The sequence below is a fragment of the Mucilaginibacter metallidurans genome (assembly GCF_003286435.2).
Classification (GTDB): domain Bacteria; phylum Bacteroidota; class Bacteroidia; order Sphingobacteriales; family Sphingobacteriaceae; genus Mucilaginibacter; species Mucilaginibacter gossypii.
The window spans coordinates 625,586-639,502 of the sequence record NZ_CP043449.1 but is presented as its reverse complement, the minus strand read 5'-3'; the positions used below and the strand labels follow the sequence as shown (position 1 = coordinate 639,502).

Here is a 13,917-nt window from a genome sequence, read left to right as displayed (position 1 = left end):
AGTACATTATAGTAAAATAGCCTTATTAGGCTTCAATTCTTAATTTAAGAGGTTTTTATAAATAAAATTAAAATCAATAAAATTGTACAAACATTTAAATTATGTATGGTCAATTTATTAAACAGGATAGATTTTGATTTTTTGCAAGAGGCTGTTATAAAGCGGATGAAGTTTTTTTATGTAGGGGCGTGCAACGGCATCTTCAGCAGGACAAACCACGTTGCAGGTTATCCTACCTTTGTAAATTGCATGCTTGAGAAGCAGCTATGAGTCAAACTCACAAACAGTAAAAGGCCGCGTGCGCGGCCTTTTACTGTTTGTATTATAAATAAATTTCAGATTACTTTCCCTTTAAAAACCCGGATTATTAGGTAACAATTTCGGATTGACATCTGTCTCCTGTTTAGGCAGCGGGAACAGCAGCTGTTTATCGGTAAACGTGGCGCCAAATACTGTTTTATGGCCTATAAAATTATCCCAATTACCAGTAACATCGTTATGAACTTTGCGGGTTCGGAGCATATCAAACCACATTTTATTTTCGAAGCAGAGCTCAAAATACCGCTGCAACCACACCTCCTGCTCAAATACTGATTGAGTTAACGCCCCTATCGGGGCCAGCTTAGCCCTTGCGCGGATATTATTAACCATCAATATAGCCGTAGCATTTGGTGCGCCTTCGGCTTCGTTTGATGCTTCGGCGTACATCAACTCAACATCGGCCAAACGGTAAAGGGTGTAGTTAAGATCAGATTTTAACGTGGTATTAACTGCGGTAGAATCAAACCACTTGTAGATATAGGGGCTGCGGAAAGTAATTTTTTTGCCCGTTTTTGTATTGGTATAGCTGGAGTAAAAGAACTGCTTTTCTTGTACTCGTTTATCGCCAGCAGCAAACGATGCTAAAAACTGAGTTGTAGGATAAACCGAGCCATACTCATCTGAATATTGCGAAACACCCGAAAAATTTGGAATAGTAAGCGGTGTAAGCGGATTTGACGATGGTACCGCCGCCGCATATTGCACCTGGAATATAAATTCACCTGTATTTTTATTTGCTGGTTTGATCATGTCGGTATATTCCGGGAATAGTGTATAACCACCATTCTGGATCACGTTAAGTGAGCGCTTGGCCGATTCGGCGTAGAATGTTTTACCGCCATTGATCGCAGCCCCTGCGTAGGTTAAATACACATCGGCCAGTAAGGCCTCAACAGCACCCATTGATACTTTGCCGGTGTTATCCTTCCATGGCAGCGTTGATTTTTCGGCAGCTAAAAGATCGGGGATGATCACTTTATCATAGATATCTTTAGCTGCGGTGCGCGGGATATTCAGGTTAAGGTCTTTAGGCGTTTCGGTAACCATTGGCACCGCGCCGTACATACGTACCAACTGAAAGTAATAAAGCGCGCGCAGGGTTTTTACTTCAGCAAGCATGTTATTTTTTACCTCATCGGTAAGGCCGGGGGCGCTGATAGCAGGTATTTTACCAATAGCCAGGTTACAGGCACCTATACCAAGGTACATTTGCTGCCACCAGGTATCAAAATAAAATGAGGTGGTGCTATAAGTTAGGTTTTGGTAATTTACGTAACCGGTTTGCCCAAGGTCGCTGCCCGATTTGCCGGTCATAAATTCCATCAAATTCCAGGTATTACCACCGTACGAGCCACTTTGGCCCGATAAAAAGCCCTGCAGGTTTTGGTAACCCGAATTGGCAAAAGCCCTGGCCACCTTAACACTCGATACATTCGACTCGGGCGTAAGGAAACTGGTAGGCTCCTCCTTCAAAAACTTTTTGCAGGAGCATGCAAACAGCACCAGCCCTACAAGCAATATATTTTTTATGGTTTTCATTTTTATATAATTTAAATTAAACTATCAATCGATCCTCTACCCCTGTTTAAAAAGTTACCTGTAAACCAAGGTTCCATACACGGGGGCGAGGGTTTGAGAAGAAATCTAAATTCTGCGAGAACGAACCGTTCGACCCGTAGCTTGAATTGAAGGTATCCACCTCCGGGTCATAACCGGTATACTTGGTTATGATGAACGCGTTTTGAACACTTGCGTAGATCCTGAAACGATTGGCATGAAGCTTTTTAAGCACCGGCTGTGGCAAGGTATAGCCCAACGTAAAGTTTTGGCCGCGAATAAACGAACCATCCTCAACCCACCATGTATCGAAATGCGAATCCTGCGCGAATTTGTAATTACGCACCTGCGAAATATATGTATTCTGGTTATTAGGTGTCCAGGCGTTAAGCACGCTGGCCAAACTGTTTGAAAGGGTTTGCCTGTCTTCAACCGAGTGTTTAAAGTTGGCGGCAGTATTTACTCCCTGAACAAAGCGGATATCGAACGAAAAATCGAAAGCTTTATATCTGAAGCTGCTGCTGAAAGTGCCCGTCCATTTAGGATAAGCGCGGCCGATGATACTATAATAATTACTGCCATCCGGATTGTAAATATATTTCCTGTCGCCGGGCTTTAAACTGTGTTTAGCGGCTTCGGCTACATCCTCGGCCGAAGTGCTATAGGTACCAAGCCTTGTCATACCATAAAACGAACCAATAGGTTCGCCAACCCTGATCACAAAGTTTTGACCGAGAAAATTAGGGCCTGGGAAGATGTCCGCACCGTTATCGTTTAGTTTTAAAACTTTGTTTTTATTGGTAGTAAATATAAAATTGGTGCTCCATTCAAAATCGGGTGTTTTAACGTTTAGGGTATTCAGGCTAACCTCGACACCTGAGTTGCGCACCGATCCTACGTTTTTATATACATTGGCATTGGTTTCACCGGCAGACCATGGTATAGGCGCCTGCAACAACAGATCTTTAGTTGTGCGGTTATAATAATCAAGGTTAAGGTTTACACGATCATGAAATAAACCTAACTCCAAACCGGCATCAAACTGAACGGAACGTTCCCACTTTAAGTTAGGGTTACCAATATAGCTTGGCAACAATGTTGACTGAGCAGCCCCACCCAAAACCGTGGTGCTCGGCTGGATCTGTGCCAGCGACCGATAGTTACCTATCTCCTGGTTACCCGAAGTACCGTAACTGGCCCGCAATTTCATGTTGGTGATGGTATGGTTATCCTTCAGGAAATTCTCCTGCGATACACGCCAGGCGGCACCCACCGAAGGGAAGAATGCATACTTATTATTCACCCCAAACCGCGATGAGCCATCGTACCGGCCGGTTGCGGTAAACAGGTATTTTTCATCCAGATTGTAAGTTAAACGGGCGTAGTATGAACTTAATGATGATTTTTCATCCTGCGTTTCATTGGCGCTCCTTACAGAACCGGCCTGCTCGTAGTGGTACTGAAAAATATCATCAATAAAATTCTGCGTTTCTGAGCGTACCCGCGCATACCCTTGTTGCTGGAACGAGATACCTAACAAGGCGGTGAAGCGCTGGCTTTCGTTGATCTTTTTGTTCCAGGTAAGGTAATTTTCTGTTTGCCAGTAGTAATTATTATAAGCGTTTACATTAGCTACACCTCCCTGATCCTGTGATAAGTGCGGCAGATCGCCTGCTGAATAGAAGTTATTTTTTTGAGCGCTTAAGTTATAGCCGAAATCTGTTTTAAAATCCAGCTCTTTTGTAATGTGGAACAAGGAATAGATGTTACCTAACATTTGCAGGTTATTGTTAAGCGTATAACGCTCGTTGGCAACCTGCACCGGGTTTGGCGCGCCCTCAAGACCGGCAATGTCATAATTACCAGCCCACGCGCCATCAGGATATTTAACAGGTACTATTGGCACCTCTTCTGATACGTCCCTTGGCACGTTCAGGCCACCGTTGCCATCGGTAACTAAACGTTGCCTGCTGCTGATGAGGTTGATGCTGCCGCCCACTTTCAACCAGCTTTTCAGGTCGTTATCCATTGTCATTTTGATGGTATATCTTTTAAAGGCCGATGTTGGCGCAAGACCATTCTGGTTAAAATAGCCAAGCGATAAGCTGTAAAGCGATTTTTCGCTGCCACCCTGAATATTTAACTGGTGACTTTGAGAAAATGCTGGCTTGTAGGTTTCCTTTTCCCAATTGGTATCATAAATTGGGTTATTATTAGCGTCAAAAAGCTTAGGGAAATTAGCATGGTTTAATGCAACCGGTGGTGCCCATACCCCTCCAGCCGGGTCAAATTTTTGACCGTTGGCGAATGATTCATTGTAAACTTTAACAAACTCGGCCGAGTTTAAAGTGCGTAAATGGCGATACAGTTCGCTTACGTTAAAGTTATCATCATAAGTAATAGTTGCAGCACCAGTACGGCCACGTTTTGTAGTGATCATAATTACACCATTGGCACCACGCGAACCGTAAATAGCTGTGGACGAAGCATCTTTTAACACCTCGGCCGAGGCTATATCCAGCGGGTTGATAGAGTTTGGATCAACTCCAACCACGCCATCCACCACATATAATGGATCAACATTGGAGTTGATGGATCCGATACCCCTAATTCTCACTTTAGCGCCCGCGCCGGGGGCCGTGCTGTTAACACTAACTTCCACACCGGCTATTTTGCCTTGCAGGGCCTGAGTTACGTTAGCCACGGGTTTATCATTTAACTGATCGCCTTTGATGCCGGTAACAGCGCCGGTAAGATCCGATTTTTTAACAGTTCCGTAGCCGATCACCACAACTTCGTTAAGGGCGCTGGACGTGCCAGCTAACTGCACGTTAACGACAGTTTTGCCAACGGTTGATATTTCCTGGCTGGCATAACCTGTATATGAAAATATCAATACAGGTTTGGCACTGGTTACCTGTATCGTGTAATTTCCGTTAAGATCCGTCTGGGTACCACCCTGGGTGCCCTTTATTTTGATACTTACACCAGGTAAAGCTGAATTATCCTTAGCATCGGTTACCTTGCCGCTGATCTTAACCTGCGCCATCGTGTGCAGCGACAGCAAGGTGAGCAGAATTGAGTAGATAAGATTTTTCTTCATAACATTGTTTAGTAGGTTGTTTTTAAACTGGCAATTATAGGGACACTTCTCTGCGAAGCATTCATGGCGGTTTATAACCGCCGCAAGGCCGGAAGTTGCCCTTCAGAAAGGGCAAAAAAGTCCGGATTGCCTTTATGGCATCATTTTTTTTCATGAATTTGGATTATAGTTTGCTTTAGTTTACGTCCAGCTTGTTGGCTGGCAGACTACCGGTTTTTTGCAGCCCATTGCCTTAGTGCCGTAATGGCATCATATAAAACACCTGCCTCACCCCTGAAATCGCCCGAGCCTTTTGGTGCGCCGGATTGCACATCATACCATTCAAAAAAGCCCTTGTTGGCAAGCATCCTGTCGAGCATCGGTGACAACTCGGCGTAAGCTTCCTGCGGGTGACCATAGATAATGAGCGGTGCTATCATTCGTCCGCCAAACCATGTCCAGTCGCCGCCGTTTTGATAACTATAAGGCTTCATGTTTGGATATTGCTTTTCAGGATAAGGGGGGTACACTGTGATGCCGATAGTGGCATGCTTTTCTTTAGCCGCGGCTGCAAGCATTTGTTTGTTTATTTCCAAAACTTCAGCCGGAGTGTTAAACCCCGCTATGATAGCACATATGGATCCACCGGTGTATAAGATCTCTTTTTCATTAAAATCCGATGAGAAAGGGCTGCCGTCAAGGTAAATATGTGGGATATATTTTTGAGCGGCAGCATCCCAAAGGTATTTACGAACATTGGCAGTGACTTTTGAGGCAACGGCCTTCCAATCAGTTTGGGCTTTGTAGCCTCGAGGTGCCATCGCAAGGAAATCTTGAACTGCCTTCACAAACATGGCGTTATCATAAATATCCAAAGCCCATTTGGTTTTATCATTAATGGCCACGCCCCAGCCGTTTTCGGATTGCACATCGCCCCAATCAATAGTGGTGGCCCCGGTTATCAAACCATATTTTTCCGACCAGCGATCTTTATGCAGATAGGCCAGCGCCGCCTCCATTCGTTGCAAAATCGTTTTACCACCAATACACTCGTTTAAAATAGATTGGTCTCCGGTAAAATCAATGTATTTTTTCACAGCCTGGATCAATGACGATTCCTGGTCGGTCTCTACCGTGTTTTTATGCGCTGCCCAACCCGGCAATAAGGATGAGTAGCGATATTTATAACCTACACTGGCTTTAGCGCTGTCAACTACACCATCCACAATATCCCCGCCCTGGCCCTGAATGCGGAAAAACATTAATAGTTTGGTTTTTACTTCTTTTTTGGGATGTACTTTTAATGAGCCATTGATGAAAGTGTTGAAATCGCGGATCCACACCTCGCTGTAGGATGTACCTGCAGAAAAACCGGATAACAGTTGTAAAGCTTTCGCCTGGACTGTATCAAGCCGGATATCGGCAAGAATTTTCCCCGCCAAAGCTTTGTTGGAGGACTGTTGTGCTCCGGCAATGGAAAAAATAAAGCAAGACAATGCCGTAGAAATGAGTAAACGTTTTTTCATGCAGGTAAATATGTAATTAGGTTACTGCCTTACCAGATAGAAATGGAGACAGATTGTTATAGTATGTACAAACATAGTATCATAATATTATATTCCAAAGTTTTTCCAAAGTTTTTTTATTAACTATGATAAAAAATGAACAGAGGTCAGAAAATTACCTTAGTAAAGGAAGCTGCTACTGAACCCCAAAACCGTATTATAAAAAAATTCAACCTTTTTCTACTCCGTAGATGTTCCTCCTCCAAAAGTGATACCACTACATGCCGGCTCCTGCCGTTTTCCTGATAAATTACTACCTTGCCACTTAATTCATTATGAAAATTTCCATCGATCATAAAAGCGCCGTACCCTTACATATCCAGGCAGAGAACCTGCTAAGAGAGCTCATCCGCGAGCCTGAATATCAGGCAGGTAAATTATTGCCTAATGAGGTTGACCTTGCTAAAAAGCTGGCTATATCGCGCACCACTTTACGTCAGGCCATTAACAAACTGGTTTACGAAGAGCTACTGGTGAGAAAAAAACGGCTCGGAACCAAAGTGGCCCATGCCAAAATGAGCTCCAAATCAATGAATTGGTTGAGCTTTACACAGGAGATGGAAGCCCGCAGCATCCCCATAAAAAATTACGAGCTTCATATTAGCTGGGTCTTTCCCGAAGATCATATCGCGAATTTTTTCGATATCAAAACAGATAAGAAAATTTTGAAAATGGAAAGGTTAAGGGGAAACGCCGAAGAGGCTTTTGTATATTTTATTTCGTATTTTCATCCAAGGATCGGGCTTACAGGCGAAGAAGATTTCAAGAAACCACTTTACGAAATGCTTGAGAGTGAGCATTCTGTAGTTGCAGACCTGTCAAAGGAAGAAATAAGCGCCAAGGCAGCCGATAAATTCATAGCAGGCAAACTGGAGATAGATCCGGGCAGTCCTGTTTTGATCAGGAAACGATTTGTTTACGATCAGGGCGAACGGCCGATGGAGTATAACCTGGGCTATTATAAAGCCGAAAGCTTTGTTTATACGGTAGAAAGCAGGCGCAGTTCCTAAATTTATTTTTTTGACTTATTTGAAATATAAACGAAATAAAATATGTTTGCACATTACAACATATAAGTGCATGAATAAATCTATTTTATTGAACTCGGTTAATATCGAAACAATGAGGAACACCAAACAGTTTCTGCTTCCGGATTTGAAGAAGGCTGCGAAAAGGCAGGAGTATGACATTTACCCCACTTTCGACATTGACGGGCCAATATATACCGGCTATAAAACTTTAGCCAATTGGATCGTTACATGCAACCATGATATCGTTATAGATGGCTATTCGGGCGTATATTGGGATGTACTTATCTCCTGTCTGAACGATGAATTTGCCGCTTTAGGCATCCAGGCCAATTGGATTAATGTAAATAAAACATTAAAACCGGAAAGCATTATTCATGAAATAACCGCTAATTACGATGGTGGCGATGACCCGTTATTTGGTAAGTTATACGATGGAGAACTGAGCGATTTTTTTGACGTAGAAAAGCTTCAAAGTATTAAACCCGAACCAAACAAATTAAACATATTGTATGGTGCGGGTGCCGCTCTTGCCGGATGGAAATGCACATTGCTATATATCGATGTTCCTAAAAATGAGATCCAGTTCCGGTCAAGGGCCAACGCAATCTGCAACCTTGGCGAAAAGCAGCCTTCCGATCCCAAAAATCAATACAAACGTTTTTACTTTATAGATTGGCCAGTACTCAACAAGCATAAAAAACAGCTTTTGCCTGCGATAGATGCAATCATCGATGAGCAAAGGATCAATGAAATATCGTGGACAACTGGCGATGCGTTAAGAAACGGACTTAAAACCATGTCCAGTCACATGTTTAGGGCCAGGCCATGGTTTGAGCCCGGGATTTGGGGAGGCCAATGGATTAAAAACAACATCAATGGGCTGAACAAAGATGTTGTAAACTATGCCTGGTCATTTGAACTTATCGCCCCGGAAAACGGCATCCTGCTGCAAAGCGGCAACAATATGTTAGAGGTATCGTTGGATACCTTGCTATTACTGGATAACGAAGCCATTTTAGGCAAAGCGGCAGCCAGGTTTGGCGATGCTTTTCCTATCCGGTTTGATTTTTTGGATACTTTTGACGGCGGCAACCTTTCATTACAATGCCACCCTTCTGTTGAATATATTAAAAATAACTTCGGCGAAGATTTTACGCAGGATGAAACTTATTATATCCTCGATGCAAAACCAGGCGCCGAAGTTTACCTTGGTTTCCAGGAAACTATCAATAAACAACAATTCAGGAGTGTTTTAGAGAACAGTTTTGAGCAAAACGAACCGGTAGAGATCAAAGACTACGTACAAACCTTCCCGGCAACCAGGCACGACTTGTTCCTGATCCCGAATGGTACGGTACATTGCTCGGGAAAAAATAATATGGTACTGGAGATCAGCGCCACGCCGTACATCTTTACCTTTAAAATGTACGACTGGCTCCGTCCCGACTTAAGCGGAAATCCACGAACGCTGAATATCGACCGGGCCTTTGAAAACCTCAATTTCGAAAGGAAAGGTGACGTAGTGACCGAAACTCTCATCTCCAAACAAACCACCTTAAAAAAAGGCGATGACTGGGAAATCATTAACCTATCAACTCATCCTGAACACTTTTACGCTGTTGAGCGCTTAGAGTTTGATACCGAGATAACTGAAGATACCAATAACCAATGCCATGTATTGAGCCTGGTTGAGGGCGAAAGCATTGCGGTGATCACTAACGGTCGTGAACAGGTTATTCATTATGCCGAAACCTTTATTATTCCGGCCGCGGCTAAAAGCTATACACTTAAAAATACGGGCAAAACAAGGGCTAAGGTTATCAAAGCTTTTGTTAAAGACGAATGTTGTTAATATCTCTGCTTAAGTCAAACTCAAAAACGCATCCTCTTAAAACCTTCTAAGTTATGAATAAGATTTTTTCCATCCTGTCGGCATTCATTTTCATATGCACATCAGCAATGGCGCAAACAGGTGGTAAGCATTTTAATGGAATCACCCTGCAACCAACAATTGCCTATATCAATTACCAGGGCCAGCCCCGCAGAATGGCTCGGCTGCTATTTCATGAAGGTAAAAACTTCGCAGCCACAGAGGCCACCGTTTCCTTCAATGGCATAACCGATCATGTTATAATACCGGCCAGTAAAGAGGGCACTGATGTATTTGAGCTTCCGCTTCCCGGCTCGCCAATAACTTCTGCAGCACAGGTTACTGTTACCTTAAATTCCGGCGGGCAAACCTATATGGCCCGCTGCATTGTTGAACCGGCCCGTAACAACTGGACCATGTATATCCTCCCTCACTCGCATGTAGATATCGGTTACACCAACACACAGGCAAAGGTTTTGAAGCTGCACATGGATAATATTGATGAGGCTATTGATCTGGCTAAAAAAACGGCCAATTACCCAGTGGAAGCCCGCTATAAATGGACAACAGAAGCCATTTGGGTAGTTGATAATTACCTGAAAGCGGCAGATGAAGCTAAAAAAGAGCGCTTTTGGGACGCGGTGAAAAAAGGATGGATTAATTTGGATGGCGCTTACGGTAATATCAATACCAGTATGACAGACTCCTACCAGTTGATGCAAATGTTCGCCAAATCGCAAAAACTGGCTAAGACTCATGGGGTTGAGATCCATACCATGTTCCAGGGCGATGTGCCGGGCGCCAGTTGGGGCCTTGCTGCGCAAAGCGAACAAACCGGGATCAAATACTTTTTATCAGGCCCAAACGCATCCGACAGGATAGGCAACCTGGCCAAATGGCAGGATAAACCATTTTATTGGATTTCGCCATCGGGTAAACAAAAACTACTGTTCTGGCAATGCCAGCCTTACTCGATAGGCTATGCGCTAAAAGGAACCAGGATCCCTAATTTTTTTACTATAGACGATCCTAAACCTTTTTACACTGGTCACCCATCGGATAATTTTCTAAACCCGCACCTTTTCCAATATCTCGGCGGCCTTGAACAAAATAACTTCCCGTATAACATGTCGTTGTTAACCTGGGCTATGAGCGATAACGCTCCTATCGATCCTGAACTTCCCGATGCTGTTAAAAGCTGGAACGAGCATTTTGCCTCGCCAAAACTGGTGATCACCTCGGTAAAACAATTTTTCCAGGATTTCGAGAAACAATATCAAGACAAAATCCCGTCGTTCACAGGCGATTATACTGAGTACTGGACGGACGGCGTGTCGTCAGCAGCGAAAGAAACAGCCATCAGCCGCCAAACATCTGATAAGCTGAAACAGGCATCGGCCCTCTCGGCCATCCGTAATAAACGAGCCTACCCTGTTGATGATTTTGACGACACCTGGGAAAACCTGCTGCTTTACAATGAACATACCTGGGGCGCATATAACAGCGTTGACGACCCCGAAGATGCAAAAGTTAAAAGCGAGTGGACTATTAAAAAAGGCTATGCACTAAGCGCCCAAAAACAAACCGATTCGCTCAGCAATTTGATATTGGCTATAAAAACAGCAGCAGCAAATAAGGTAGACGTTTACAATACCCTATCATGGCCTCGTACCGATGTTGTTTATGTACCGGCCGGTTTAAGCAAAGCGGGCGACCTGGTTAAAGATGCAACAGGCAATACCATCCCATCGCAACGTTTAAGCTCGGGCGAGCTGGCTTTTGTTGCCACAGGGGTACCGGCGTTTGGTAAAAAAACTTACACTATTAACCGTGGTAAAGCTTTTGCAAAGGGCAAAGCTGTCATTTCGTTAAACGGATTGACTAACGGCATCTACACTGTTACAGTTGACAGTAAAACCGGCGATATAAGCAAACTGGTAAAGACCGGGGGTGGCAAACAACAGGTATTGGTGGATAGCACCGGTTTTAACAAATACATTTATATGCCCGGCGATTCGCTGCAGCGCCAGCGAACAAGTACCGACGCCATCATTAGCGTTAAAGAAGATGGGCCATTGGTGGTGAGCCTTTTGGTTACCTCAAAAGCGCCCGGAGCCTATGGCTTAACCCGCGAAATCAGGCTGGTTAACGGGCTTGATAAAATTGAGCTGATCAATACCATTGATAAGGAAAGTATTCGCTCTAAAGAGAGCGTTCACTTCGCGTTTCCGTTTAGTGTTCCAGGTGCGCAGGTACGTTATAGTATTCCATGGGGGAGTGCTGCTGTCGAAGCCGACCAGCTCCCTAACGCCAATAAAAATTGGTTTACCATGCAGCGCTGGGTTGATGTTTCAAACGCGGCGTTCGGTATTACCTGGTCAAGTCCGGATGCGCCTTTGTTTGAGATAGGCAAGATCACAACTGCCGATTTGCTTGGTGGTTTGCATCACGCGCCGCAGTGGTTAACATTCACTGCGCAGTCGCCAAAGATTTATTCGTGGGTAATGAACAACTTATGGCATACCAATTTCCGCGCCGAACAGGAAAAAGGGCCGGCCACCTTCCATTATATCTTCCGTTCACACGCCTTAGGATACGATAGTTTTGATGCCAACCGGTTTGGCCTTAATAATCATCAGCCTTTAGTAGTTTCCGCTTCGGACAATCAGGATGACGAACTGTTTTTTAATATCGGTGGTAGGCAGATCTATGTAGAATCCTTAAAACCTGCCGATGATGGCAATGGCGTTATTGCGCAGATAGTGAGCACCGGCGATAGTGAAGTGAGCATCACTCCGAAAGCAAAAGCGACGATAAAGATATGGAAAAGCAATCTGACCGAAGAAAAGGTGGCCGCACTTGATAACAATTTTAAGATTCCGGCAAAAGGAATAATCACTGTACGCATCGAAAAATAAAATCGCCATGAAACAAAAACTATCGCCGGAAACCAAAACCTCCGCCCTGTTTTTAACCGCTGTAACCCTTATAGCCACATTAGGAGGCCTGCTTTTTGGTTTTGATATGGCCGTTATTTCGGGTGTGCTCCCGTTTGTGAAAAGCCAGTTCGCACTATCGGCCGCTACCGAAGGCTGGTTCGTATCATCTGCACTCATTGGGTGTATTATCGGTGTAGCTTTTTCGGGGGACTTAAGCGACCGGGTAGGCCGTAAAAAAATGCTGATGTTATCGGCGGTGCTCTTCTTACTTTCTGCCCTGGGATCGGCCTTGTCATCGGGCTTTACCTTGCTTATCTTAGCCCGGATGCTGGGCGGTATGGGTGTTGGCGTAGCATCAATTGTGGCACCGCTGTACATATCAGAAATTGCCCCGGCACGGATACGCGGCCGCCTGGTAACTTTTTATCAATTGGCTATCACCGCGGGCATTCTTGTAGCTTACCTTACCAATGCCGGTTTACTTAATTTTTCATTACACCATAAGAGCAGTTACTTAGGTACAATTATCGATCTGGTGTTGGTTAAAGAAGTTTGGCGCAGCATGCTTGGCCTGGGCGCCATCCCTGCCCTGCTGTTTTTTGTTGGCCTGTGCTTTGTACCAGAAAGCCCACGCTGGCTTATTCAAAACGGAAAAACCGACGATGGCATTGCCGTCCTCTCAAAAGTAACCGACTATGCAACGGCTCTAAAAGACGTAACACTGATAAAGAACACCCAAAGCCGTGACATAGGCACCTACCGCGAGATATTTGCACCAGCTATGCGTAAACCATTCCTAATTGGCTTGCTACTGCCGCTGTTCTCTCAGTTCAGTGGTATTAACGCCGTTATTTATTATGGCCCCAGAATATTGAGCGATGCAGGCATCAATATCAGCAACGCCCTGCTTAGCCAAATCATATTTGGCATTGCTAACTTTGCTTTTACGCTAATAGCTATTTGGAAAGTTGATAAGATGGGGCGCAGGCCCTTATATATAGCCGGTGCTTTAGGTGCCACGGTTTGCCTTATTTTTACCGGCGTTTGCTTTTATACAGGTGCTACAACCGGCATTGCATTAGTTGTTAGCATCATCCTGTTTTTAGCTTGTTTCGCGTTCTCGATAGGGCCGTTAAAATTCGTTATCGCATCCGAAATTTATCCAACAAGGATCCGAGGTCGGGCTTTAGGCTTAAGCATCATGACCATGTGGGTGGCAGATACAATCGTAGGGCAGCTAACCCCTATGTTTTTAAATTCAATCGGGCCGGCGGTCACCTTCTGGTTCTTTGCGGCGTGTTGCTTTTTTTCTTTACTGATTGTGTATAAAATGGTTCCCGAAACCAAAGGAAAATCGTTGGAGGAGGTTCAGGAAATCTGGGCTGGGCACTAATCTGAATTTGCATTCAGAAAGGTCACTTCAGATTGCTGCTTAACCTTCCGCCTGAGGTTCACTCCCAGCAACAGGTTGGCAATTTTCTGAGTATCGCAGGTCGCCCCCAATCGTATTATTTAGGGCATTAACGTTCTTTATAACGTAAAAGGTATATTT

Annotated in this window: 7 protein-coding genes; 4 read left to right on the top strand and 3 right to left on the bottom strand. The window is 44.3% G+C overall.

Annotated features, from left to right (window positions below):
* Positions 1–351: 351 nt before the first annotated feature.
* The 3 genes from DIU38_RS02850 to DIU38_RS02840 form a co-directional block, all read right to left on the bottom strand.
* A complete protein-coding gene (locus DIU38_RS02850; protein WP_112656600.1) occupies positions 352–1,860 on the bottom strand; it encodes a RagB/SusD family nutrient uptake outer membrane protein in 1,509 nt (502 codons plus the stop codon).
* A 46-nt stretch (positions 1,861–1,906) separates the two neighbouring features.
* Positions 1,907–4,981 carry a SusC/RagA family TonB-linked outer membrane protein gene (locus DIU38_RS02845; RefSeq protein ID WP_112656598.1) on the bottom strand — a complete coding sequence of 1,025 codons (3,075 nt, stop codon included), beginning with the start codon at positions 4,979–4,981 and terminating at the stop codon, positions 1,907–1,909.
* 206 nt (positions 4,982–5,187) lie between these two features.
* Positions 5,188–6,486, bottom strand: coding sequence for a GH36-type glycosyl hydrolase domain-containing protein (locus DIU38_RS02840; RefSeq protein ID WP_112656596.1), 1,299 nt, complete (start codon positions 6,484–6,486; stop codon positions 5,188–5,190).
* Positions 6,487–6,800: 314 nt separating this feature from the next.
* Between DIU38_RS02840 and DIU38_RS02835 the strand changes: the two genes are divergently transcribed.
* The 4 genes from DIU38_RS02835 to DIU38_RS02820 all read left to right on the top strand — a co-directional run bounded on the left by DIU38_RS02835 (position 6,801) and on the right by DIU38_RS02820 (position 13,758).
* Complete coding sequence (locus tag DIU38_RS02835) at positions 6,801–7,535, top strand: GntR family transcriptional regulator (protein WP_091169993.1); 735 nt, start codon at positions 6,801–6,803, stop codon at positions 7,533–7,535.
* 70 nt (positions 7,536–7,605) lie between these two features.
* A complete protein-coding gene (locus DIU38_RS02830) occupies positions 7,606–9,408 on the top strand; it encodes a class I mannose-6-phosphate isomerase (RefSeq protein WP_243770883.1) in 1,803 nt (600 codons plus the stop codon).
* A 53-nt stretch (positions 9,409–9,461) separates the two neighbouring features.
* Complete coding sequence (locus DIU38_RS02825; RefSeq protein WP_112656594.1) at positions 9,462–12,344, top strand: glycoside hydrolase family 38 N-terminal domain-containing protein; 2,883 nt, start codon at positions 9,462–9,464, stop codon at positions 12,342–12,344.
* Positions 12,345–12,351: 7 nt separating this feature from the next.
* Positions 12,352–13,758 carry a sugar porter family MFS transporter gene (locus tag DIU38_RS02820; RefSeq protein WP_112656592.1) on the top strand — a complete coding sequence of 469 codons (1,407 nt, stop codon included), beginning with the start codon at positions 12,352–12,354 and terminating at the stop codon, positions 13,756–13,758.
* Positions 13,759–13,917: the final 159 nt, after the last annotated feature.